This window comes from Bacillus sp. DB-2 (assembly GCF_003315125.1).
Classification (GTDB): Bacteria; Bacillota; Bacilli; order Bacillales; family Bacillaceae_G; genus Bacillus_A; species Bacillus_A mycoides.
On record NZ_QNRN01000009.1, the window covers coordinates 169762 to 194751 of the forward strand.

General features: G+C 34.1%; 19 protein-coding genes and 3 pseudogenes. 8 read left to right on the forward strand and 14 right to left on the reverse strand.

What is annotated here, in order from left to right; translation table 11 throughout:
- Positions 1-148: 148 nt before the first annotated feature.
- The 3 genes from DET63_RS17045 to DET63_RS17055 all read right to left on the reverse strand — a co-directional run bounded on the left by DET63_RS17045 (position 149) and on the right by DET63_RS17055 (position 6438).
- Entirely contained in the window at positions 149-2512 is a 2364-nt protein-coding gene (locus DET63_RS17045; protein ID WP_113937277.1) for a putative mucin/carbohydrate-binding domain-containing protein, read from the reverse strand.
- Positions 2513-4200: 1688 nt separating this feature from the next.
- Positions 4201-4812 (reverse strand): GTP pyrophosphokinase, encoded by a 612-nt coding sequence (locus tag DET63_RS17050; RefSeq protein WP_016096720.1) that lies wholly within the window; start codon positions 4810-4812, stop codon positions 4201-4203.
- 126 nt (positions 4813-4938) lie between these two features.
- The gene (locus DET63_RS17055) at positions 4939-6438 is read right to left on the reverse strand and encodes a DHA2 family efflux MFS transporter permease subunit (protein WP_002069076.1); all 1500 of its coding nucleotides are present in this window, start codon (positions 6436-6438) and stop codon (positions 4939-4941) included.
- Positions 6439-6623: 185 nt separating this feature from the next.
- Here DET63_RS17055 and DET63_RS17060 point away from each other — a divergent pair, with 185 nt between their 5' ends.
- Positions 6624-7529: a TetR/AcrR family transcriptional regulator gene (locus tag DET63_RS17060; protein ID WP_002204066.1), complete on the forward strand. Its 906-nt coding sequence runs from the start codon at positions 6624-6626 to the stop codon at positions 7527-7529.
- 303 nt (positions 7530-7832) lie between these two features.
- Here DET63_RS17060 and DET63_RS30290 read toward each other — a convergent pair whose 3' ends face one another.
- Positions 7833-8000 (reverse strand): hypothetical protein, encoded by a 168-nt coding sequence (locus tag DET63_RS30290; RefSeq protein ID WP_016096722.1) that lies wholly within the window; start codon positions 7998-8000, stop codon positions 7833-7835.
- 168 nt (positions 8001-8168) lie between these two features.
- On the opposite strand from DET63_RS30290, the gene DET63_RS17065 reads away from it, so the two are divergent.
- Positions 8169-8834 (forward strand): response regulator transcription factor, encoded by a 666-nt coding sequence (locus DET63_RS17065; RefSeq protein WP_002069079.1) that lies wholly within the window; start codon positions 8169-8171, stop codon positions 8832-8834.
- The gene (locus DET63_RS17070; protein WP_033707389.1) at positions 8827-10251 is read left to right on the forward strand and encodes a sensor histidine kinase; all 1425 of its coding nucleotides are present in this window, start codon (positions 8827-8829) and stop codon (positions 10249-10251) included. Before DET63_RS17065 ends, DET63_RS17070 begins: the two co-directional genes overlap by 8 nt.
- Positions 10252-10602: 351 nt before the next feature.
- Here the strand turns inward: DET63_RS17070 and DET63_RS17075 are convergent, their stop codons facing one another.
- From DET63_RS17075 to DET63_RS17085, 3 genes are all read right to left on the reverse strand, one after another.
- A complete protein-coding gene (locus tag DET63_RS17075; RefSeq protein ID WP_181777927.1) occupies positions 10603-11802 on the reverse strand; it encodes a S1C family serine protease in 1200 nt (399 codons plus the stop codon).
- Positions 11803-12681: 879 nt separating this feature from the next.
- A complete protein-coding gene (locus DET63_RS17080) occupies positions 12682-14766 on the reverse strand; it encodes a serine hydrolase domain-containing protein (RefSeq protein WP_113937278.1) in 2085 nt (694 codons plus the stop codon).
- A gap of 93 nt (positions 14767-14859) precedes the next feature.
- Positions 14860-16029, reverse strand: a complete 1170-nt coding sequence (locus DET63_RS17085) for a serine hydrolase domain-containing protein (protein ID WP_016096726.1) — start codon at positions 16027-16029, stop codon at positions 14860-14862.
- 790 nt (positions 16030-16819) lie between these two features.
- Between DET63_RS17085 and DET63_RS31050 the strand changes: the two genes are divergently transcribed.
- From DET63_RS31050 to DET63_RS17100, 3 genes and pseudogenes are all read left to right on the forward strand, one after another.
- Positions 16820-16930, forward strand: a complete 111-nt coding sequence (locus DET63_RS31050; RefSeq protein ID WP_372475978.1) for an HU family DNA-binding protein — start codon at positions 16820-16822, stop codon at positions 16928-16930.
- A gap of 114 nt (positions 16931-17044) precedes the next feature.
- Positions 17045-17437, forward strand: coding sequence for a hypothetical protein (locus DET63_RS17095; RefSeq protein ID WP_016096727.1), 393 nt, complete (start codon positions 17045-17047; stop codon positions 17435-17437).
- Positions 17438-17574: 137 nt separating this feature from the next.
- A pseudogene (locus DET63_RS17100) lies at positions 17575-17922 on the forward strand (RNA-guided endonuclease TnpB family protein); the annotation flags it as partial.
- 469 nt (positions 17923-18391) lie between these two features.
- Here the strand turns inward: DET63_RS17100 and hepT are convergent.
- The 3 genes and pseudogenes from hepT to DET63_RS17115 all read right to left on the reverse strand — a co-directional run bounded on the left by hepT (position 18392) and on the right by DET63_RS17115 (position 19780).
- Positions 18392-18805 (reverse strand): type VII toxin-antitoxin system HepT family RNase toxin, encoded by a 414-nt coding sequence (gene hepT / locus DET63_RS17105; RefSeq protein WP_002204073.1) that lies wholly within the window; start codon positions 18803-18805, stop codon positions 18392-18394.
- A pseudogene (gene mntA, locus DET63_RS17110) lies at positions 18795-19055 on the reverse strand (type VII toxin-antitoxin system MntA family adenylyltransferase antitoxin); the annotation flags it as partial. The gene hepT and the pseudogene mntA, both read right to left, overlap by 11 nt.
- 77 nt (positions 19056-19132) lie before the next feature.
- A complete protein-coding gene (locus DET63_RS17115; protein WP_002069780.1) occupies positions 19133-19780 on the reverse strand; it encodes a lysozyme family protein in 648 nt (215 codons plus the stop codon).
- Positions 19781-20262: 482 nt separating this feature from the next.
- On the opposite strand from DET63_RS17115, the pseudogene DET63_RS17120 reads away from it, so the two are divergent.
- A pseudogene (locus DET63_RS17120) lies at positions 20263-21406 on the forward strand (RNA-guided endonuclease InsQ/TnpB family protein).
- 255 nt (positions 21407-21661) lie between these two features.
- On the opposite strand, the gene DET63_RS17125 reads toward DET63_RS17120, so the two are convergent.
- From DET63_RS17125 to DET63_RS17140, 4 genes are all read right to left on the reverse strand, one after another.
- Positions 21662-22018 (reverse strand): YxeA family protein, encoded by a 357-nt coding sequence (locus tag DET63_RS17125; protein WP_113937280.1) that lies wholly within the window; start codon positions 22016-22018, stop codon positions 21662-21664.
- A gap of 341 nt (positions 22019-22359) precedes the next feature.
- Positions 22360-22935 carry a replication-relaxation family protein gene (locus DET63_RS17130; RefSeq protein WP_016096731.1) on the reverse strand — a complete coding sequence of 192 codons (576 nt, stop codon included), beginning with the start codon at positions 22933-22935 and terminating at the stop codon, positions 22360-22362.
- Between the two features lie 22 nt (positions 22936-22957).
- On the reverse strand, positions 22958-24124 hold the full coding sequence (locus DET63_RS17135) for an FtsK/SpoIIIE domain-containing protein (protein ID WP_113937281.1): 1167 nt from the start codon (positions 24122-24124) through the stop codon (positions 22958-22960).
- A gap of 15 nt (positions 24125-24139) precedes the next feature.
- Complete coding sequence (locus DET63_RS17140; protein WP_113937282.1) at positions 24140-24454, reverse strand: hypothetical protein; 315 nt, start codon at positions 24452-24454, stop codon at positions 24140-24142.
- Positions 24455-24745: 291 nt separating this feature from the next.
- Here DET63_RS17140 and DET63_RS17145 point away from each other — a divergent pair, with 291 nt between their 5' ends.
- Positions 24746-24976, forward strand: a complete 231-nt coding sequence (locus DET63_RS17145) for a helix-turn-helix domain-containing protein (protein WP_002090389.1) — start codon at positions 24746-24748, stop codon at positions 24974-24976.
- Positions 24977-24990 lie beyond the last annotated feature (14 nt).

Genomic DNA, 24990 nt, shown 5'->3' on the forward strand with positions numbered 1-24990 from the left:
AATCGTATCAGTATGTCCAAGATTTAGAAATTACTTGAAGTTTTCGCACCAGAACCAGAAAAAGGCACCTAAAAGGTGCCTTCTTCTTATGAGATAAAAATTATTTAGCTAGTTATGAAATAATTATTCTCTCAAATAGACGATATCATCAACTTATTGAAATTGTTTTCCATAAGGACAACGAGAATATCCAATTCGAATCTCCATTTCCTTGGTAACTTTGAACAGCTTCATAGATTTTCCCTTGATACTCTACTCTATCCCCTTTTGTATATGCTTTCCTCGGATCCCATTTTTCATAAGAGGTATTTTGCTCTTTTGTTTTTATACTAAGAACACTACTTTGAATAGACTGATTTCCAGCTGCATCTATAGCCTTCACAGTATATTTGTATTCCATGTTAGCAGTCAGTTTACTATCAGTAAATGTGGTTCCCTGTACCGTTTGAATGAATCTTCCGTCACGTAATATTTGATATTCTTTCACACCTACGTTATCTGTTGATGAATTCCATTTTAACTCTACGCTATTTGTAGTAATGTTGGCTGCTTGTAATCCTTCAGGCCGTGTAGGAGCTTCCGTATCTGGGCTAGGGTTAATAATTTGATCAACTTTCTTAAGACCATTAACTGTAACTTGATACACTATCTTCTTACCAAAGCTCTCCTGTATATTTTTATCCACATTTATAAGAGTCGCCCGGTTTCCACCCTCTAAATGTGTAAACTCAATATAGTCTCCGACTTTCATCGGAATTTTTTGTGTTTCAGCATTTTGTTGCCTGTTTCCATAAATATCTTTATTATATACCACTTTTCCAGATGAATTTTGGACTTTCACACTCGCATATGTACTATCAAAGTAATGATGTGGTACACCTGCTTTTAATTGAATTTGCATTTCTTCTTTTGTCTTATTAAAATCCAATTTTGCAAACTCAAAATCTCCTATTCCTTTCATTGACCATACAAATTGGTTTCCCTCTAAAACATTATTTGATATATCTGGACTATATCCCAAATTTGACAGGATTGACTTTAAATCTGGCAAAACACCGATTTTATCTGTTAACGGATTTTGGGATTTGGTACCTGTATTTTGATTACTTAGTATATTTCTTAATTCAGCTGGTTTATATGGACGACCTAAATGTTCTTTAGCCACACCTTGTATTGAAGTCGCTGCTCCAGCAATAATTGGAGAAGCACTAGATGTACCACTAAAGCCTGTTGTATAGAGATTTTTAGTAATCCTATTAGGCTCAGCACGAGTTGTATCTACGTTTTCTCCCCAACCATAAACATCAATTCTACTACCATAATTTGAAAACCATAAACGTTTATGAGGAACAGTTGACGATGCGGCTCCAATCATTATAGCTCCTGAATCTTTAAAGTCCGGACTATTGCGATTTAATACCTGTTTTCCATTCCGATCTCTAAATTGATCAAGGTCATTAGAACCATTTGCCCCGGCTTCTATCACAATAATTCCTTTATCCGTTCCAGCTCGTATTGCATCAAAGATATCTGGCTGTACTTCAACAGGTAAATATTTATCTCCATATCCATCATATGAAGCTTGTGCCTCTAATAATAAAATATCCCCAGCTTGTAAATTATGTACAGCATTTATTATCGCATCAGCCGTATTATAAGACCCATCACCTCTTATTTGGGATACTACTTTGACCTTAGCCTTTGGTGCAATTCCTATATTACCAATCTCATTATCTTCAGCAGAAACAATCCCAAGAACAGATGTTCCATGACCAACGTGTTGATCTATATTTCTACCAGATATAAGCTCAACTTTTTGATTTACTAAATCTTCATGGTCTAATAACCACCCATACTCCATATCTACAAAAGTAGTTCCTTTTCCATCTCCACCTTTAATGCTCCATGCATAAGATGCATTAATCCCATATGGTGCTTCCTTAAGATATCCCTGGTTTAAAAATCTTGGATCGTCGTAAGGGTTAAGCGATACAGTAGGTAATTGTACTTCTGGTAAAAGAGTTGGTTTTTCTTGCATATATACTTCTTCAACAAGATAAGATTTCTTAAACTTGTCCATCAATGTTTCAGCTGTTACTTTATTAGGTACTTCTACAATATAATAATCTAGTAAATTAGAAGATGATTTTTTTTCAGTTTCCCTCGTATCTTTATCAATATTTTCAATCTCTTTTGGGTCCACAGATGTAAATAAACGTTTTAATGTTAGCTGTGGAAATTCAGAAAAGATTTTTACTAATTCCAGATCGCTATCTTCGTTTTTTATTTGTTTCTCAAGTCCATCCTTATACGGGAAATTCACTTCACTTTTAAACTTTACAATAATTTGATCTTCTTCTTTAATATCTGCCTCAGATTGACTTATATTTTTTACAGGACCTTTCGAATCTGCATACACTACATTGGGATTTTCATGAAATTTAATTAGCTCTAATCCTGTAAAGGCCGTAAGTGCAATCGTAGAAACGAATATCCCTTTTATAAATTTCATAATGAATACCTCAATCCTTATTTCTTTATATAACAATTTATAGATTTTTTAAAGGTTCTACTTTGAATAAATAACTCAACATCACTTGTGTGTATTCATAAATTATTTTAAAAAATCTTTTATTATACACTCAACAGGTTGTTTATTTTTTATATACAAATGAACTGTTAACACCTATACCCTTCCCTTCAAACAACACAACACAACACAACACAACACAACACAACACAACACAACACAACACAACACAACACAACACAACAATTGTCCTCATGATATGAAATATAAGTGAAAGCCCTTTGAAAAACGCCAAAAATATTAAAAATTCACTTATAAACAACCGGATAATTTTATTTCTATATTACTTTATAAATAATTCTTTCTAATTGCTAATATTTTCATAGTAGATGGCGGCACGTTTTTCTAACCATATTAATCTTATTGGACAAAAAAATGATGAATGTGATGTTAAAACTAAGACAAGCTACCTATAATGGTAGTTGTGCAGTTTGTGAGATAGAAGAATGTAATTTGTATGCTACGATCTGACATAATTCTAATGGTATGGAATGTATATTTCTCCGTAAAAGTAACTTGCTTTTATCTTTTTTAAACAATTTATTGTATTATTTTCATCTAATTAGGCACAGAAACAATTTAAAAATTCTTACTACTTTTTAGGAAAAACGTTTTTAGGGTACATTTTAAAATAGCTCTTTTTCTTTAAAATGTTTCTGTGCTTAATATTTAAAATATCTTATGTCAAAATTTCCCGCAACTAATATGTTAAATGATTTATAATTATATATAATATGGAATATTATAGTTAAATATTCCATATTATACTCTATTAAATATAGCGTATTTAACTTATTATGAATTGATTTGTTAGTCTAAGTATGAATTATTAAGTATGTTTTGTTTATAATTGTCACAACATAATTTTATCTTCGACGTTTTAATTACTTATAGAACATTTACATATGTTATAACTGTTATTTATGAGATAAAGAATCTCTCTACATATAAGATTTACTTAATTTAGATTTTTTCTCTCTCAATCACTTTGTCGAAAAAAGTCGAATTTTCATATTTTTTCTTTATCTTTTTGTTGTAAACGTTTTATTTTCGTGTTACCATCTTAATCAAACAATAGATGGTAACAAACTTAAAATATTTCTTTCCATTAGACACATATAAACGTTCGGTAACAACATGAAATTATGGTCAAAGAAATATGAACTACCTGATAAAATATTCAAAGGGATTTTTACCACCTAAATTTTCTGTTAATTCAGAATGTAGAACTTTAACATTTTGTCCCTAAGCAAAATTTACATTTTAGCGTGGTAAACCCAAAAAACTAAATCACCCACCCAAATTAATAAATGAAATGTCTGGTTATATCTAGTAATAAGTCATGAGAAAAAGATTTCTTCCTAAGAAAACTTAGCCAATTAATAAAAAGTGTCTAAATTACTATCTTTATTACCATCTATTGTTGATAACATATTTACCAACTATAAAAAAGAACCTATTGAAGGTTCTTTTTTATTATAATCATTAGCATTTCAATTATTGATAATCATTGGTGTTGAATCTTTATTCCCTCAGCTGCAATTAAGCATATGCATCCTTTTATATAACAAGTTGTTTCATGCGATCCTATTTATTCTTAACATGCCTCTTTAACCTTTCAAACCTTCCACTCTTACATGAATGTCCCTCATCTTTTCATCCAAAGATTTTGCAGTTTTGGCCGCGTCAATAAGCTCTTGCTCCAGATAGAAAGGGATTTTTTTGTCATACTTATAATAAATTTTATGTTCTAGACTGGCCCAAAAATCCATCGCTAAGGTTCGAAGCTGTATTTCAACATAAACAGTCTCTACTTTTTGGGATAGTGTTACAGGTATTTGTACAATTACATGTAAACTCTGATACCCATTTGATTTTGGATTTTCAATATAGTCTTTCACCTGTACAATTTTAATATCATTTCGTTTGGATAGCTGAGAATATATATCATAAATGTCATTTACAAAAGAACAAATGATTCTCATACCTGCAATATCATACAACTGTTCTCTTGAGTTTGACATTGTAGGAGTAATTCCTTTTCTATCAAGTTTTAGTTGAATACTTTCGAATGATTTAAGTCTCGTCTTAATATGCTCAATTTGATTATGGTTTTTTAAATACTTTGCTTCTTCAGCTATTATATTAATTTTGGTTGTCATTTCATCTAAAGCAAACTTATATGGTAGTAAAAATTGACCCCATTTTCTTACATCTTCCATGTTAATCCCCCTCTTATTTCAACTTTTCACATGTATTGTTCAATTGAATCAATCACATTAAAAACGTTCATCAGATAGACAGAAAGAAGATGCCTTAACTCTAAAAATTCTTCATTTTTTAAACAACTAATTTATGTTCTCAAGTCGATCATCTACTTGATTTGAAATTGGAACTGTTGTTCTTTTAAGAAAGAACGATAGAATAAATGCTACACCAGCAATAACAGCTGATACTAAAAATGCATCATTGATTCCTGAAATAGTTGCTTCCATGGAGATGTGCTGCTGTATTTTTGCTAAGGCTTCACCAGTAGGTGCATTTGTTAGCTTATTTATAGCATTAGACATCATTTCTTCTACATGTATTGCTGTTCGATTAGACATAATTGTAACGAGTAGGCTACCACCGATTGCTCCTGAAACCTGTTGAATCGTACTATTCATTGCTGTTCCGTGTGGTGTAAATTCTGGTGGTAATTGATTTAAACCATTCGTCATAATCGGCATCATAACCATTGAGATACCAAGCATACGAGTTGCATATAACACAACTAAATGTGTATACCCAGTGGATCCCGTTAGTTGACTAAATAAAAATGTTGTAACGATTACAATAGCTAAGCCAATAAACGCCAACAATTTCGGACCATATTTATCGAATAATTTCCCTGTAATAGGCATCATAATCCCCATGATTAATGCGCCAGGTAACATTAGTAAACCAGAATCCATTGCGGAAATACCACGGATATTTTGTAAATAAATCGGTAATAACAGCATGGCAGAGAACATCGCCATGTTTAAAGCCACTGAAATAATTGACGATAAAGCAAACATTGGGTATTTATATACTCTAAAGTCGAGCATAGGCTCCTCAAGATTAAATTGACGAACAATTAACCCTACCAACGATGCTAGTCCAATAATAATGGTTAAATAAACATTAGGTGCACTCCATCCACTGTTACCAGCAGAGCTGAATCCATATAAAATACCACCAAAAGCCAAGGCTGATAAGACAACAGATAATCCATCAATATTGTCATTGCTTTTTTCTTTGTGATCATGTAATTTAAAGTATCCCAAAATCCAGACTAAAGCCATTATAGGAGCCATCATTAAGAAAAGTACCGGCCAATCATAATGTTGGATAACCCATCCCGATAATGTTGGTCCAATAGCAGGTGCAAAAATCATTACTAAACCAAAAATCCCCATTGCTGAGCCACGTTTTTCAGGTGGAAATGTTGTATATAAAACATTCATTAGTAGTGGCATAATTAAAGCCGCTCCTGAAGCTTGAATCATACGAGCCGAAAGTAAGACTGAAAAACTTGGTGCAAATCCACCTATTAATGTACCAATTGTAAACAACCCCATAGAGGTTAAAAATAATCGTCTAGCCGTATATTTTTTTATTAAAAATGCAGTAGTGGGAATTAAAATTCCATTTACTAGCATATATCCTGTCGATAACCATTGTACGGTTGAAGCACTCACATCAAAATCCTTCATGATAGATGGTAAAGCTATATTAAGCAATGTATTACTTAATAACGCTACAAATGCTCCTATCATTAAAATCGCTAATAAGCTAAAAGAAGCTTTTGTTTGTTTTTCTTTCATGTATATTCCCCCTTCTGTACTATCGGTTTATTTTTATACCTCAAGTCCAACAAGGTTAATGATATCTCATTAGCAATTAATTATCAACAAAAATATACCGGTTGTCCAAAATTGTACTAGTTGTATTTTCTTTGTTACAATATATTTATTAATATAAGAGCATTACCTCTAAAGGAGCTTAGAATATGAATAAGAAGAAAAGAGACGTTTTAGATAAAGCACATGAGCTATTTATAGAACAGGGATATCACGCGACATCTATTCAAGATATTTTAAATCATAGCAATATTTCCAAAGGTTCTTTTTATAATTATTTTTCTTCCAAAGGCGAACTATTCAAAGCTGTATTTAAACTTATCCAAGAAGAGATGCAAGTGGAAAGAGACAAATTACTTATTGGAGAAGATTGTAAAGATATTGCTATCTATATAGAACAAGTCAGCCTCATGATGGAACTTAATAAAAAAAACAAGTTAATGCAATTAATTGAAGATGTGCTTGTATCAAACGATCCAGATCTCATACAATTTATTAAGCAGTCTAAATACTTATTTTTAAGTTGGGTGTATAAACGCTTTACAAATATTTTCCCCGAGGATAAATCAAATTATTTAGTGGATTGTGCGGTTATTTTCATAGGTATGATGCAGAATATTCTTCATACCAGTAATGCATGGAATCAAACAATTACTATAAAGCAAATTGTTACTTATTGTATGGATCGGATAATTATCATTTTGGAAGATATTAGTGAAAAAAGCATTCAATTATTTACACCCGCATATATAAATGAATTTTTACCTCAATCAGATTATAATGATTTTTTTAACAATGAATTCTCAATTGCTACGCTAAACTTAAAAAAAGTGATTGAGAAAAAAAATGGTTTCGAAAAGCAGAAAATGACAACATGTTTAAACCTGTTGTACTTTATTCAAGAAGAGATTATGTATAATAAAGCAGATTCAAGAAAATTTTTAATTGAAAGTGCTTTAACAACTTTAAAAAACAGTCCAGAAATCAATGCCACTCAGGAATATATACAATATGAACAAATTTTAGGGAAAATGGACTATTTTCCGATTTCATAAATTTCATTTTCTTCAATCTAAACTATATACACAAATTTAAAGGTATTCTTATAATGAAAAGACCCTATATCCTGTATATATAGGGTCTTCCAATATATGTTTTTTATCATCATATTTAACGTTGGATGATATTTCTCAGCTATTCCCCTCTGGCCTTTCAAAAGTTTCTTTACCCATTTGAATTAAGTTAATCCCTCTTACAAAAACGATATCTGTTCTTACTCTGGCTTCATTCCTTTTGAAAAGTATTTTAACGTTTAACTCACATCTGATAGAGATAAGGAACTAATTTCTGGATTTTTGTTAACTCGGTTTATATAGGTTTCTTTTATTTACACTTGCGTACTTATATAGATACGGTGATGATTTTACTTTTTGTTTTTTTATTTTTATACGACCATGTTCCGAATGATGGATTATCCACAATTTTATATCTAATAAAGAAAGAATTATGTCTGTTTCAAGTGACATTTTGCTTACCTCCTTCTTTCTTAAGTGTTATGTATACATAATATCTTTTAAATCTGGAGCTGATTTGAAATATATATAGTTTTCCTGTGAAGTCTTTATATTGTTTTCTAGTAATTCTCCATACAAACTCCAGATAGTAAAGTTATAATGGCTACTAGAGGTGATATAATGATCAACCATCATATTCTTGTAATAGAAGACGACCAAGAAATTCAGGAATTAATTAAACAATTTTTATTGACACAACAGTATACAGTTGAAGTTGCATCAGATGGATTAGAAGGAATGATACAATTTAATAAGCAATCCTTTGATTTGATTCTTTTGGATGTGATGATGCCAAACCTTAACGGATTTGAAGTTGCGAAAATGATTCGAAGTCAATCAAATGTGCCAATTATTATGCTGACTGCGTTAGAAGAAGAACAAGATCAAATGAAAGGATTTGATCTTGGAATCGATGATTATATTACAAAACCATTCTCTTTTCATGTTTTGATTAGACGAGTCGAAGCAGTACTAAGAAGAAGCAATGATAAAAGCTTAGATAATCATTTCGTCTTTAAAGAATTGCGTGTCGATGTCGACGCCTATAAAGTATATGTAAATGAAGTTGAAATCTCCTTAACAACGAAAGAATTCGAAATTCTGCAACTACTACTACAAAATGAGAGAAAAGTACTCCTAAGAGAAAGCATCGTAGAAAAAGTTTGGGGCTACGATTATATTGGGGAATCACGAATAATCGATACGCATATTAAAAACATACGAAAGAAATTAGATATCCCTTATATTAAAACCATAAAGGGTATAGGTTATAAAATCGATGAATAGGATCGTAAAAATCCTGAAGATGAAGCGAATTACTTATAAACTCTTTATGACTACATCCCTCATTTTGTTAGCCTTTGCAGTCATGATTTATTTAACTTTATACTTTTTTCTTCCTACATTTTATGAACAATATAAAACAGAGCAGCTTGAAAACGGAATGGAAGAAATAATTGATAAATCTAAGAATCTTACTTTTCAAAATGCACAACCGCTTTTTGAGGAGTATATGCAAAAAAATAATGCAATACTCAGATTTCCAGATTACGAAAGAGTAAACGTTTATTCTACTCCTTATACATTTATTCAAGGAAGTGTTACTCAAGCAGCACGAATAGGGAGTTCCAATAGCCTGAACAAATCATATGATATTCCATTTCAGGATGGTAACCAAACCGTCATAGTATACGCAACATTTCAACCTATTGATGAGGCTTCCAAAGTTTTGGTACGTTTCCTTCCCTATATCAGTATTATTGTAGTTGTTATTGGGATAGGAAGTGCTTATTTATTTTCAAGGTTCATTACAAAGCCACTCATTTATATTAATCGAGGGGCACAAAAAATGGCGGACTTAGACTTTTCCGAAAAAATTGAGATTCGTTCTATGGATGAATTAGGGGAACTATCTAATAGCTTGAATGATATGTCCATTAATTTACAACAAACTATGTTTGATTTACAAAAAGCAAATCAGCAATTAAAAAGTGATATTGAAAAAGAAAGAGAAATAGAAACAAAACGCAGAGAATTTTTTGCAACTGTATCACATGAATTAAAAACCCCTCTCACTATTATGAAAGGATACTTAGAGGGGATGATATATAATATTGGTCCTTATCAAGATCGTGACCAATACTTAAAGAAAAACCACCAAATTATCGAAAAGATGGAAGATCTAGTTCGTGAGATTTTAAGTATGTCTAAATTAGAACAACATACATTTAAACCACAATTAAAAGAAATAAATCTCTCCGAATTAATAGATATAATCACAAAAGATCTCAGTTTTTTTGCTTCTCAAAAAGACATTCAAATCATAAAACAGATTGATTCTCACTTTTCTGTCTATACAGATCGGATTCTTTTAGAAAAAGCCTGTAAAAATATTATTCATAATGCAATTATGTATTCACCGAATAATGAGAAGGTATATATACAGCTAACTCAGGACTCAAAACAAAATTGTATCTTAATTCAAATTATCAATACAGGTGTACAAATTAAAGAAAATGATATACAACATGTCTTCGAACCATTTTATCGAATTGAAAAATCAAGAAATCGAAATACTGGTGGGAGTGGCTTAGGATTATATATTGTAAAACAAATTTTTGAAGCACTAGGTTTAGAGTACGTTATTAATAATGTAGAACAAGGTGTACAATTTGTTGTTATCATTCCAATATCTGACAAATAAACAACCTCCCCTACCAATTCGGGAGGTTGTTTATTAGAGTTTGCTAACATCTCTTACTACTAGTTTCTCTAACAATTTTAGTGCGCTTACCTTTTTATTTTGTACCCTTTACACCTGTAATTCCCATTTCTATTAGTACATTCTGAAGAACATTTTTCAGATGAATAGATTACACGATTGGAAAAACACGAATACCCATTTTTAGATGTATCCAACTTACAAACTTAGCTATGAGTTTTAACTTTACCAGATTCAGATGATCCTAAAATAGTTTGAACTAGAATTGAATTCATGTGTATATAATCAAAAAGGGTTTAATCAATTTACCGGATTAGTCTGTTCAAAATCAGACTATTTTTGATCCGTTAATTTCACCATTTTTGTTATTTTTTCACCATTACGATAAACTGTTACTTTAATTGTGTCCCCCGATTTTTTCTTTCCATATAAATACTTGCGGAATTGAACAACATTTTCTATTTGTTGTTCATCCAATGCAATCACAACATCATGCTGTTGTAATCCTCCTTTTTCTGCTGGTGACTGATTTGAGATATTCCCCAAAACAACACCATTTGTTATCTCTTTTGGCAATTTTAATTGATCACGTGCAGAATTTGTAATTTTCTCTACATCAAATAGCTGTACACCTATCATTGGACGTTTAACTATCCCCTCTTTTTCAAGAGACTCTAGAACTGTTTTAGCTATATTAATCGGAATTGCGAATCCGATTCCTTCAACTGCTTGTTGTGCAATTTTACTTGAATTAATTCCAATGACCTCACCCTGCTCATTAAACAAAGCTCCGCCGCTATTCCCAGGATTAATAGCTGCATCTGTTTGAATCACCTGTGCCTGCCAATCCACTTGCTGATTTCCAAGTGTACTAACAGGTATTACTCGATCCTTGCTACTAATAATCCCCTTTGTTACACTTCCTTCTAACCCTAATGGATTACCAATAGCTATCACAGATTCCCCCGTACGAATTTTTTCTGAATCTCCTAGAGTTGCTACTTTTTTCACATCTGTTCCATCAATTTCTAATACAGCTAAATCTAATAATGGATCTTTCCCTACTACTTTAGCAATAAGATTTTTACCATTATTCAATTTCACTTCTATTTTACTTGCACCGTCTATCACATGATTATTTGTGACAATGAAAACCTTATTACCTGTTTTTTTATATATGACGCCTGATCCTGAACCAGCTTCTTCTGATTGTGCTTGCATAGCAAATGGATCTGAATTTTTTTGATAGTTAATGACACCTACTACAACTTCTTTTGCATCTTCAATCATATTTTGAAGACTACTCATACCATCTGGTTTGTGCGAGACAGGAGTAACCTGATTCACCTCGTTATTTTTAGTGAATTGACCTGCACCTCCTTTAATTTCATCTATATAAGGAGTGGTCAAGCTGATTGTAATTGCACCAATCATTGCACCAATTATTCCGGTTAAAAAATAACCTGTTTTTTTACCGTCTCTATTCATGTTTTTTCTTGTTTGATTTGTATCATAGTGTCCCATTTTGAACACTCCTTTCTCCCTTAATATCACTTGGATATTTCCATCTTTATATTTTCACTATAAGTCCTGCATCTGGAGTGTACATGGAGATAATCGGGAGTTTATCGAGAGCTGTAGACCTTTAATACAAAAAAGAACCCTTATAATAAGGATTCTGCAACAGGAAAACACAAATATATAATAATAATTTGTTATTTTCATACTTTTAAAAAACTAATTTTCACTATATGAAAGTTATACATGTTTTAAAATTTGTATCTTTCGAAACACTTCACAGACGTATTGAGGATTCTTTTTATCTTAAGATGCATGAAAATAAAAACTATTTATAAAGGGGTTCTTTACAAACAAAAAGAAGGCATCTCGAATTAAGATTAATCAAAATGGCCTTCTCTACACATGCCCATCAACTTAAGAATTCAGAATTACCCCAAAACAAAAAAATGAGCTTTTTTGCTACAAGTTAGCACAAAATTTCGTTCTGGGGGTATTTACTTTTCTTAGCTTGATAGCGATGTGGTAGGGCCCTATATTTGACTCTTTTTCTACACCTAGATATTCTAGAGTTCGTTCTAACATAATTGCAGCCTGTTGACATGTGAGTGTGCCATATGGCGTAAACTTAGTAGCTGAAACACCTCGGATAATTCCTGTATCGTATAGGGCTTGTACATCATAATACCGGCTGTGAACGTATTTACATCAAGAAGATTAATGGAGCAAATGATGATTGCCCTGAATTGGTATGATAGCTGTTTTTGCAGAGTTTGAGCGTGATATTATTCGTTGAAATTCTCTTCTTAAAGATAATACGTAAATACAAACAAAACCAGCAAAACACCGTTCCTATGTCGTACTGGTTTTGTTGAAGTCCATCTTGAATTGTAGCTAGTTCAACGTAATTGCAAATTCTGAGTTCGGTGCCCCAGCAATTACAACCGTTCCATTCTTCGGCAGTTTTACTTTGTTATTGCCGCTCACGATGGTAAAGTTGACGCATACTCCATCCTCATCATACACCGCGAACGCACCCTTCGATGGCAATGTCACGGTCATCCTTTTTCCTGCTGCCGCTTGCGGGATCGTAAACCATTTCGCATGCCCATTTGCTTGCAGCGTAACTTTGGATGATTGGCCAGCATCAAGTGGTTTTACGTTGGTTCCACTTACGTATAACAACCCGGCCATTTCCATATATTCATTGCCGCCTTCTGTATAGAAATGCGTTTCCGTCGTATCACGGCCATTCATCACGGGGATCTGGAGCTGATGCGTCGCGGTGTTCGGACCTGTAATTTTTCTGCCCTCCCAATAGCCCGCCAGGCCTTCCTTACGAGTAATTTGTGTGGTAATAAGTTTCGGTTGTACGAGATATTCAATAGAACTAAATTTCTCATTCACGAGATAGAACTTGACACCTTCCCGCTTCGCCCATGCGGCAGCGGTTTTCTTCGATAGCACATTGTCTTCTAGTTTCTCGGCCAAATAGTGAGTCATCGCACCTTGCCCTAAGTCTGGTGTCGATTTATATGTGCTCTCCCTCAAATAAGTTCTTCCATTCTTTTCGGTGACAAAGTTGAGCTTAGAAGTACCCTTCTCATTAATAAAGCTTCCATCCGCAGTATATACATATTTTTCTTCTCGATTAGATGGTAAGAACAGTTCTCCATTCTTCGTAATTTCAATTTTGAAATGAGTTTCGCTATTGCCATAAAAGCCCGCTTTCTTTGCCACGTCTTGAGGCATCTTGACCTTGACCGGCTTGCCAAAAGATTTGTTCGGCTTGATGTTCTTAATTGTACCCTTCTCTTTAAGCACGGCGAGCAGCAATTCAGTTGCCAGCAGTTGATTTGTAGAGCTTCGTCCACCGGATGACAACACAGCCGCTGCCATTTTCTGTTCCGGAAGCACGACCAGTATAGCATGTTGCAGTGACGTGTCGCCGCCCTTAGCCAAGCCTTTTATCCCATATTCACTGAATGGGTATAGTTTCACACTATCCCAGCCAAGACCATAGTTGAAAATATTATCTCCATCCCCCGGCCACATTCCTTTTTTATATTCCTCTTGCTCCATCGCCTTGACTACCTTATCAGAGAGGATCCCTTTTCCCTGTCCCATAAATAATTGTGAGAATCGTACCATATCTTCTGCCGTGGAAGAGACCCCTCCCGTACCAATCACATTCACCGATTCAATTGGAAGCTGCCCTTGGTACGCCGGAAAATAAAGTCCAGCCCGCTTTTCGTCTCTCCATTTGTCCTGCGGCGTTTTTGTATGATTCATCTTTAAGGGTTCTGTAAACCGTTGATGTAGAAATTCGGTAAAGCTCATACCGCTGACTCTTTCCACCAAAATTTCGGCCAGCGTAAAGCCATCGTTGCAGTATACCGAAAACGCGCCAGGGTCTGCTTTCAGGCTCTGGTTGGACAATTGCTGCAACAAGACATCATGGGAATAGGTATCATTATCGTTAAATAAAAATGCATTACTTAACGTGGAACCTTGCAAGCCGGAGGAGTGATTCAACAACATACGCGGGGTAATGCTTTTGTACCGCCCATCTTTCATCTTAAAATCAGGAACATAGTTGACCACAGGAGCATCCAAATCGACTTTTCCTTCGTCGACCAATTTCATTACAGCCGCTGTTGCATACATTTTACTGACTGAACCAATCCCGTATAGAGTATCTTTGGTTAGCGGCTGTTCCCCTTCCATATCGTTCTTTCCAGCCTGCCCCGACAAAGTAAGCTTGCCATTATCAATTAGCGCATACTGCACGCTAGTCGTCCCATGGGACTTCGTGAGTAGCGCAGCCTTTTCTGCTGCAATCTTCTTCAGTTCTTGGCTAGCTACTTCTGCGTTAGATACAACTGTAGTCTTACCGTCAGAAAATGCTTTCGCCCCTGTTGGTAGAATCATAGTTAGCGCTAATGTAGCGGCTAATACACCAGTTAGTTTATTTTTCATGAGGGAATTGCCTCCTTAGATAAGTGATCAATTTCATCATTTATTTGTTTAACTATGAAAATATGATAAAATTTATCCGTTCTTCCTTTTGGCCTACTTGCTAAATTCAGCAAGTAAAATATTTTTAAAAGGATTAGGACTGTCAGTTCTACCCAAACTATTCCAATTGACGACCAACGTATGCTTGCCTCCAAGTTTACCTCCAACAAGAGTTGTAAACCCTAGAATGCCACCGGTGTGTCCCCATATCGAGACACCGCTTGGAAGCTTAGTTTCATAGATTCCAAGACCATATCCATCGATTCCTTCTTTTCCTGTAGGAACTGTAGTAAGCATTTGTTTTAGTTGCTGTTCCTTCAGTAATTTGCCACCGAGCAAGTAAGAGAAGAATTTATTTAAGTCGTCAGCAGTAGAAATCATATCTCCAGCAGAGCTACCTGCACTTGGGTTATAATAAGTAACGTCTTTTAGCTCACTTGCTCCGTCTGGTTGGACATATCCACGGGCATGGTTAGTGCCTGGAATAACACTTGAATTGCCTGGTAGGAATGTATTCGACAATTCGAGTGGCTCAATAATCCGATTTTCAATCTCTTCCGCATAGCTGTTTCTGGTTACTTTTTCAATAAGAATGCCCAGTAATACGTATCCTGTGTTTGAATAAGACCAGCCATCTCCTGGGGCAAAGTCTGGAGGCAGAGAAACCCCCATCTTCACTAACTCTTCAGCCGTATACGATTTTTTTGTATCCGTAAAATCAGCGTTTTTTGACCTTGAGTATTCAGCGATACCACTTGTATGGTTCAATATCTGCCGGATAGTAATCTGGTTACCATCATATCCATTTCCTTGAATGACACCAGGCAACCAGTCTTCGATGTAGTCGTCTAGATTCAGGCGATTCTCTCCAGCTAATTGAAGTACAACTGTTGCGGTGAACGTCTTCGTCACACTCCCAATGCGAAAGCGAAAATCTGTTTTCATTGGTTTCTTGGTTCTCAGATCCGCTATTCCAGCGGCATACCCCCACGTTTTTCCACCCTCAGAAGTTTTAGCAAGTATCCCCGGGTATCCAAGTTGCAATGTATCCCGCATTGCTTGCTTGACGGAAGTACGATCTCGTTGAGTATTTGTTTGTAACGAACTAGATACATTTTGAGTGGGCTCTGCTTTTACAATTGAGGTTGGTGTTGTATATAACAGGGAACTTCCAGCTATTAAAAGGGCCAGACTTGCACATGTAATTTGACTACGTATTTTCATAAGGCATTCCTCTCCTCTATTCATATTGTATAAGTGTTTGCTTACTGTTCCTTACTTCCTGACAAGACTTAGGGAAAGGCCCTCACGCATATAGATTAAAGCCCCAGTACAAAGGTATCTATCAATACCAACAATTTGAGCCATTTAAATCTCCATCCCTTCTATAACAAAATTATTCAAAGGTATGAAAGCATATTATGTACCCTTAGTTATTGTTAGGATTAACACAACATGAGACATAACCCCAACCCATATTTTACTTTATTTATCCATAATATGTATTGAGAAAGAATGTAAATTCGAATCCTTTCCGTACCCCAACTATTGATCGTTTTTTTCATCTATTATAAACTCAACAGAAAACTATTCACTTACGCAAATGTACATCAATATCATCCTTGAATTTCAAAATACAAATTATTAATAAAACAAGTAAAGTAGCTATATTAAGAACATTGAAGATATACAAAAAAACAACACGCCTGTCAGTACATCAGATATAAATCCTTCTCTGACATTTTTTAAATATTGATTAATTTTTTTGAAGACAGCATAACTTTCTCTAGTATAAATATGATAATGCAAGCAAGAATCTCGTTTTACATATAGCAAACACGTTATAATGATTACTGAAATCTTGCCGAATATATAGGTGTGACAGATGAAAAAATGGAACTCATTAAACAAGAAACAAACTTAACATAAAAGATGCGTTTTCAGCGATAAAAATAGGATTGGACCAAATCGTAAAATCTTTACAACATGCCGAAAAAGTACAGTTACTTGTTTTTTGAGGACATCCGAAGTCCAGGAACTTGCAGAGCGTAACGGTCGTAATCCAAAAACAGGAGAAGCGATGAAGATTCTCCCTTCAAAATTACCAGGTTTTAAAACCAGCTAAGAACTTAAATATATGGTAAAGTAAAAAAGTATTTTCCTACATATTAGGAAAATACTTTTTTTAAAGGAACCTCAAAACTCACACATACCCTATACAGTAAAGGAAGTTTGGTACATGCAATTTTCTATAGACGCGATTCGTAATTTCCTCATACATGATATGGAATCTTATCGTGAAATGATCCTACAAGAAAATGATTATGACAATATGAAATGGAGTTACACCACATTCATTGATATGAATAATTACCTAAAGAAAACAAATATGGATCAAGAGGAAATTCAAGAGTTATTATCGGTGAGCCGTGAAGGGATCTCTTTTGGTTCGGTAACAAAACGTGATATGCTCTTTATACATTCTCTTACTAGTCCAAATCGATGTTTGGAACTAGTGGAAACCTATAAATTGATGGAACGAACAAATGAATACGTTCCCAATATGAAAGAAGAATTGCAATGGCTCAAAAATCGATGGGAAAAAGGATTTTATATTTTTGTTAATCAATAAATACGTTGTATTTATAAAAGTGCTTACCATAGCAAATATAGAAGAGTCAAAGAATACGAATATAGCTTAGAAAAAAGCAAATCTTCTTAAAAGGGAAGTTTGCTTTTTTCTTATTCCCCCTTTTCGAGGGGATGGGCAAAAACCACGATGTTATCGGTATAGAAGATTTACAAGTATCGAATATGTTAAAGAATCATAAGTTAGCAAAAGCAAGTAGTGAGGTTTCCTGGTCACAGTTTCAAACCATGTTGGAATATAAAGCAAAATGGTACGGCAAACAAGTCATTGTCGTATCGAAAACATTTGCTTCAAGCCAATTATGTTCTTGTTGTGGATATCAAAACAAAGACGTTAAAAATCTAAACCTACGTAAATGGGAATGCCCTTCTTGTCGTACACACCATGATAGGGATATTAACGCAAGTATCAATCTAAAGAATGAAGCGATAAGGCTTCTAACCGTAAGGACTGCGGGGTTAGCCTAATAAATTAAAGTTCGATAGAACTCTTTACTTAGGAATCCCCCTCTTCTAAACGAAGTGAAAGTGGGGGTGGTTCAATCCTATACTTTACACTACCTAACTCAATATAATCATAATATTCTAGAGCAACTTTTAAACCTTTATTTAATCTAACAATTACAGTAATGTTATTTATATACACATATATACGGATTTTTGTGTAATTATCCTGTTTTTTATGCTATACTTATTAAGAATCGACAAACATGATTTTCTTCTTATTCAAATTTAATAGTTACATCTACTTAAACAGATTGTATATTTTCAACCCCAAAAGACACCTTAAGGTGTCTTTTTTCAATATGTCCATGTTTTACTTGATTTGTTTTTATTTGTTAAAACAAGCAAAGTATTCACAGAAGTACTTTACTCATCATAATGTACAATTGCTATAATGTTCTTCTATGCAATCATGATTCTAAGATTTGTGCTTCTATAAGTCCAAAATTCCCATAACTTCTTTCGTAAATAGTTTAAAGTCTTTTAGATGTTTTTCAATAATTTGACGAACAATATCTAAGTTTACACTTTGATAATCATGAACAGCAATATTTCGAAATCCCACCATCGCCTTTAATTTACTTGCTAGCTCTGCGCTAAGTAAATCTGCTGCAACCAACAAATCAAAAGCGTCTCGACTTGATTGAGGTAATCCTAATTTTTTCCCTGCAACAATATGCATTGCTAAATCAATACTTGCTTCGCAAGCTCTTTGTATGTTCAATATTATAGAATCTTGCTTTGTATAATCCTCCAAATTATCAGGATTATTTCCATATACGTCCTGTATTCTTTTTATACAACGCTCTATTGTAGAAATTTTATTCAAAATGACTTCATTCTTCATAGATAGAACCTCTTTTCTTTATATCATCAAATACTATCTGGCGTTCCTCATTCAATTTTGAATACATTTTTAAAGTCTTCATTTCAAAAATGATTTTTCGTTCTTCATCAGAACAAAATACTGTCTTACCTGTATGTATAATCTGAGCTTAAAAAACTGTAGAAGCTCCTGATAAATCAACTAAATCAACATCTCTATGAACAATATCCGCTAACTCCTGTGCTAATAAAAAACGTTCATAATTCCCTAATTTTATTTAAAATATAAGTTATATTCTAATATTTTATTGTTGATAACTGACGGTATCATTATATTTCATTCTGCAGCTTATTTAGAAGAGTTATATACATTTCGAAGAAGTTCTTCAATAAGTTTTGTTTTTTCATTCACCTTTGTGGCATATGTGAAATCACCATAACAATATGGATACCTAAAATTATTTTTATTTCCACCACAAGTGTACATCGCTGGATTTTGATCAACTTTCATCTTAGAAAACTTTTTAGCCGAATCTTCCGAGTGTTGTTTAACTTCTTGACTGGCGATAAAATCAATATACCCTGGTCCCATATTATAGCTTTGAATAATTGTCTCCATACTAACATCTTTTTCCGTTCCATATTTGTACATTTGAGCAAAGTGTTTTACCCCTTGTTTAATGCTCAAGCTTGTCTCTTGAATTTCATTTAGCTTTAATCCCAGTGATTCAGAAGACTGCATAGGGTCGTTTCCCTCACCTCTACTCTCTTGGTACATAATTCCTAATAAAACTGCTGTTTTCTCTCCTAAATTATATTTTTCTAATTCTTTTTTCAAGGTGAGCTCATATTGCAAAACACGTTTTTCGGTCGCAAGCGCTTTATTTTGTTGAATATTGGTTTTATGATTAAGGTATAGTATTCCAAGCATTGTTCCTAAACCTAAAATACTAATAAAGAATAATATAATAATTCTTATTTTACTCGTATTCTTCATATATTCCTCCTCGTATAAGAAATTCTATTTTTCAAAGGTGATTGGTTATTTACAAAATATGTAATTGACATCTATCTCCCGCTCCTTTTTAGACTTAAACATTAATACTTTAAGGTTTAAAGTTTAATATAAAAATTTAAAGATAAGGTAAAGATAAGATAAAGATAAGATAAAGGGCATTTTTTATGCTTACATTAAAAAGGTATTGGTACAATCGGACATGTGGGACAACTTGTTGATATGAATGGATTTAGTGATAATTCAGAGATTATCGTACAAGTTATTAATTTTGGAGGTATCATTTTAGAAAAAGATTTACCCTATCTTTTTAACGAACTTCAGCCAGAATTCTCCTTCCTCTAAGCGCAGCGTAGGTGGGAGATGAATGGCCCGACCTAACAAAAGTACTTCTGAGTGGTAAAGCATCGTAAAATTTGTTTATAATAGAGTTATTAGAACAAACATTCGGAGGTGACGACATAATGAAATTGAACTACAGGTTTGAAATCTATCCTACAATAGAACAACAACATACACTAGAGAGATGGATTTCCATTTGTCGTCAGCAATATAACTCCGCTTTGCTAGATAAACAACGATATTATAAACAAAACAGACTTAACACGGTATAAATTACAAAATCAGCAAAAACTTGATAAAAAGATATATCATTTCTTAAAAGAGGTTCCTTCGCAACCTCTTCAGGAAGTGTTTGCGCGCTTGGAAAAAGCCTATAAAAAGTTCTTTAAAAAGGATGCTGGCTATCCAAAAATAAAAAGTTTTAAAGAATATCGTTCTATTACTCTTACTCAATTTGGTATGTTCAAATATAAAAAGAAGGATGGTTCGTTGGGGACAAGCCGTCGTATGTGTTCTCTCACAAAAGGCGGTAAACTTCTTATCTCGAAATTAGGGGTGATTGATATCAAATGGCATCGTAAATTAGATGGCCGCGTTAAACAAGTTGTCATAAAACACCAAGGAAACCGTTGGTTTGCGACTTTTTGTGTTGAAAAACACGTAAACCAAGATTCTATTTGTGATGCAAATAAAACAACTGGTATTGATGTAGGCATCAAAAAATTTGCGGTTCTATCTAATGGGGAAGAAGTTCAGAATCCTACGTTCTTACGCAAAGAAGAGCGTAAATTAAAACGTGCACAACGTAAACATTCAAAAATGAAAAAAGGTTCGAAGAACTGGTGCAAACAAGTTGACAAATTACAACAAATTCATGCCAAGATAGCGAATCAACGTAAGGATTTCTTGCACAAACTAAGCTTCCGATTAACCAACAGCTATGGTGTAATTTGTATAGAAGACCTAAAAATCAAAAATATGGTACGTAACCGTCACCTAGCAAAATCCATCCACGATGCAGGTTGGGGGATGTTCCGTACATTCCTCTCCTACAAGGCAAAACTAAATGGTGGATGTTTGGTACTGGTAAAACCGCACTACACGTCACAAAAATGTTCGAATTGCGGGGAAACAGTTAAGAAATCACTTTCTGTTCGTACGCACGTATGCAAACAATGTGGTACTGTACTGGATCGTGACCACAATGCAGCGATTAACATTGAAAAAGCCGGCTTAACGCAAATTGCGTATCAGCCAACATATTAAATGTACATAACATCTATATAACTGTAGGGCAAGGTCTTGTCCGAACAGTATAATCTACGCCTGTGGAGAGCGTGTAAGACCGAATCTCGTAAGAGATAGGCAATGCTTGTAGAATCAGGAAGCCCCCACTTCAAGCAGTGATAGCCGGTAAGTGGTGGGTAGTTCACTATACTTTATATAGAAAACTAAGAGATAAAATATAAGAAAAAACGGCGAACCCTCCACGTAGGAGAATCTACCATCACAAATAACTGATTATTTCACACCTAATTTTCCTTCCACTATCGTAGGAAGCTCGTCTTTCTGCACTTCTTCCCAAGCTGTTACACCTTTTTTATCTGAGTGATATACACGTAGGAATGCTTTTTTACGAAGATTCTTTTGCGCAGTAAATTCTAACTCCTGTTCTTTACCTTCCTTATCAAAACCCGATAATATATATTCATACTCCTTTCCCATCACTTCACCATCCATAGATTTTGAAACTCCCTCTTTTCCATCCATTGTAATTTGAACGTAATATTCATCTTTACCCATACGGTTGATATCACAACCAACTAATAAGCTTGCAAATATAACTAAAATACTAAAAAGTGCAATATGTCTTTTCATGTTGTTCACCTCTTTGATTTTCTATTATACTGTAATCTTATTCTGTTTTCGTTTGAAGAGAAATTCAAAAACATGACGTCCACATTACATTTTCGTAAGATAACAAAATTAACTACGTAAATACTTACAAATGAGATATTATCCCCCTAGACGCTATACAATGAAATATTTGCTTAACCATTGAAAATCATTTGAAGGATTACTTTCTTCTTCATGTTCTTTACTATTTCATGACTTGTTTCAAATTAACTCCCCTCATTTACCGCCTTCTAACAATCCACATCACACACGGCTTAATACATTATCAAAAAGAAAAAAGCTCTGCACTATGCAGGCTTTCTTTATGATTTCACCGCTAAATTATTCATAAAACTTTCTATAGAATTCGCCTGAAATATACGAAAATGGGGAGATTGAACGTCGTAATGTTTGTCAGTAATTATAAGGATTGAAGGAAAGAATTTAGAACCTTTCGGTTGCCAGGATTCATTGTGCCATTCTTGGCTATGGAAGTATAACTCGTATCTGTTTATCTTATCTTGCATTATTTTTTTACTGTACACTGACTTTTGAACTTCAATAAAGAATGGTGATCTACGCCATATAGTAAAAGCATCCGGCTCCATATATTCTTTCCCATACTTTGGTTCAACTTTGAATAGTTTAGGATTTTCATAATGAACGAGTTGTTTGTATACGTCCACAATACCAAGGAAATGAGGGGTTTTTTGACTTGTCTTTCTGATAGAACTCGGTTGCGGAAAATAAATGTATGGGTGCTGCCAAACATTCGCATCAACATAGCCATCTCTTCTTAATCGTTTCATAACCGTATTACAGCAAGTTACCGCATTCTTTAAGCCTTGAAAATGCAAGTCAATAATATCGTCACGGGACATGCATCTAAATCGCTTCAAATCATTCAAAATTCCTTTATCTCTACTCTTCATCATCTAACACCCCAAATAACGGAATTTCTTCTTGCGATGAATTCTGAAGTATTTTCTCCTCTTTAGACGTGCAATATGGTTTAACAATTTGTTTCGCCTTACTTAATTCCAAATAGGGAGCTTGCACTTTCTTTAATCCATTTCGTTTTAAAATCATTTGGCCAGATTGCTCTAAGTGCTCTGAACCAGGAGTACCCATGATATTACTATTAATTGCACTATCACATTTAAAGCCGATTCTAACGGTCATATTTAGTTTTAACTTACCATCTAACACTTTCGCATCTGGCCGCTGCATACTAAGCATAAGAAAAACTCCAAGTGATCGACCGACTGCTGAAATCTTTTCAATTGTAGTCATACACTCTTTTTCATCTTTAAGCATAGCCACTTCATCGATAGCAAGTAGAATATATGGTTTTTGATGATCTGGATTTAATTTGTTGTAGGCATCAATATGATCAACCTCATATTCTTCCATAAGTTTTCTTCGTGCTCTAATTTCCTTCCACACCTTTTGAAGCATTATTTTCATTTCAATTTCTTCCATACAAACTTCTTTTACATGCTTCACTCTTCGCAAGAAATGAAATTCAGAGTTTTTTAAATCTCCAAGATACAAATGCAACGTATCAGGAGACATATATTGAATGAGTGTGGATAGTACAACACGTACCATACTACTTTTCCCGCTTCCCGTTTCCCCTGCAATTAATAAGTGCGGTGAATTGGAGTCAATCATATCGTACGCAATCATTTTTCCGAATTGGTCCCTGCCAACCACAACAGGTAAACGGTAACCTTTTAATAGTGGCTGCCACTCTTTATAACAATAATTGTACGATTTTAGCCCAGCATTTGAACGGAATACATGTAGGACAAATCTTTTCACATCACCTTCAATCGTAATATTCCGTCCTAATATTTGCTGAAAACAAAACCACTTCTTTTCAATCTTCTGTGGATCTAATCCGTTTGGTATGGTAAAAACATACCTCACGCTTTCTGCTGAAGAAGAAACATTATGTACCTTTGGATAAATAGGCACTTTTCCCCCGCGTGTTTGATGTTCCGTATATAAACCTGCTTTTCCGAACACCTCCATAAGCTGATTCCTTAACCTTTGCGTACGAAGCCACTCCTTTATAATCCCCATTACTCCCTTCCCTCCTTAAAACATGATTACGATACGAACAAATACATATCCAATCAAGCAAACTCCACCAATTCGCGTTCCGTGATAAATACCTTCACTTACAAATTTAGCTGCCGATATATAGTCATGTCGCACCAAGTATTTTTCTAACATGACTGCTCCGATTAAAATCGTTCCCATAACTCCTAATGCAATGTAAGTATGTAATACCCGATCCGAAATATGAAGGAATGCGAAAGGACTTAATGAATTACGTATTTTCTTTTCTTTATCTTTGTATAACCGATCCATAAACTCGCGAAAAGGAATTGTTTCTTTCCTAGCACGCATTTAAATGCCCCCTTTATAAACAGAATTTAGAATATAGATATTACCTAGCTTCATCTACTTAATACCGTGGTAGTTTTACCTTGGTAGAAATCTTGATAAATAATGTGGTAATCATTCGCAACTTACTTTGGTAACCTCTTATTCTTCTACCTTAATAAATACCGTGGTAGCTGCTTTGATACATCATATTGTGGACAGCTTGTACATTATGTAAAAAACTTTTTCCGTCTATGCGAATAGTTTTTTACATTTATGTCCACAATGTTGAAAATGGGTTCAGGAGGGATTTAAGTGTTTTGGAAATTCGGAGGTAAAAACCGAACGAAATTAGGTAATTTTTTAGATCGGAATGGCTTCACCCAAAATGATTTAGAAAAGAACGCGAAATTAAGTCGCCCTACAGTTTCAAAGGCGTGCAATGATAAAGAATACATACCTAGTCCAACTGTAATGAAAAAAATTTTAAAAGTTATTAGGCAAATAAAACCCAACGTTAAATCCACCGATTTTTGGGATATGTAAAAACTGGCTAACTA

Bases quoted from the DNA above. Each gene is read 5' to 3' on its own strand.
- DET63_RS17115 (WP_002069780.1), bottom strand. From the start codon at position 19,780: ATGAAGAATACGAGTAAAATAAGAATTATTATATTATTCTTTATTAGT.
- DET63_RS17050 (WP_016096720.1), bottom strand. From the start codon at position 4,812: ATGGAAGATGTAAGAAAATGGGGTCAATTTTTACTACCATATAAGTTT.
- DET63_RS17085 (WP_016096726.1), bottom strand. From the start codon at position 16,029: ATGAAAATACGTAGTCAAATTACATGTGCAAGTCTGGCCCTTTTAATA.
- DET63_RS17065 (WP_002069079.1), top strand. From the start codon at position 8,169: ATGATCAACCATCATATTCTTGTAATAGAAGACGACCAAGAAATTCAG.
- DET63_RS17135 (WP_113937281.1), bottom strand. From the start codon at position 24,124: ATGGGGATTATAAAGGAGTGGCTTCGTACGCAAAGGTTAAGGAATCAG.
- DET63_RS17060 (WP_002204066.1), top strand. From the start codon at position 6,624: ATGAATAAGAAGAAAAGAGACGTTTTAGATAAAGCACATGAGCTATTT.
- DET63_RS17070 (WP_033707389.1), top strand. From the start codon at position 8,827: ATGAATAGGATCGTAAAAATCCTGAAGATGAAGCGAATTACTTATAAA.
- hepT (WP_002204073.1), bottom strand. From the start codon at position 18,805: ATGAAGAATGAAGTCATTTTGAATAAAATTTCTACAATAGAGCGTTGT.
- DET63_RS17080 (WP_113937278.1), bottom strand. From the start codon at position 14,766: ATGAAAAATAAACTAACTGGTGTATTAGCCGCTACATTAGCGCTAACT.
- DET63_RS17095 (WP_016096727.1), top strand. From the start codon at position 17,045: ATGCAATTTTCTATAGACGCGATTCGTAATTTCCTCATACATGATATG.
- DET63_RS30290 (WP_016096722.1), bottom strand. From the start codon at position 8,000: ATGTCACTTGAAACAGACATAATTCTTTCTTTATTAGATATAAAATTG.
- DET63_RS17045 (WP_113937277.1), bottom strand. From the start codon at position 2,512: ATGAAATTTATAAAAGGGATATTCGTTTCTACGATTGCACTTACGGCC.
- DET63_RS17140 (WP_113937282.1), bottom strand. From the start codon at position 24,454: ATGCGTGCTAGGAAAGAAACAATTCCTTTTCGCGAGTTTATGGATCGG.
- DET63_RS17055 (WP_002069076.1), bottom strand. From the start codon at position 6,438: ATGAAAGAAAAACAAACAAAAGCTTCTTTTAGCTTATTAGCGATTTTA.
- DET63_RS17125 (WP_113937280.1), bottom strand. From the start codon at position 22,018: ATGAAAAGACATATTGCACTTTTTAGTATTTTAGTTATATTTGCAAGC.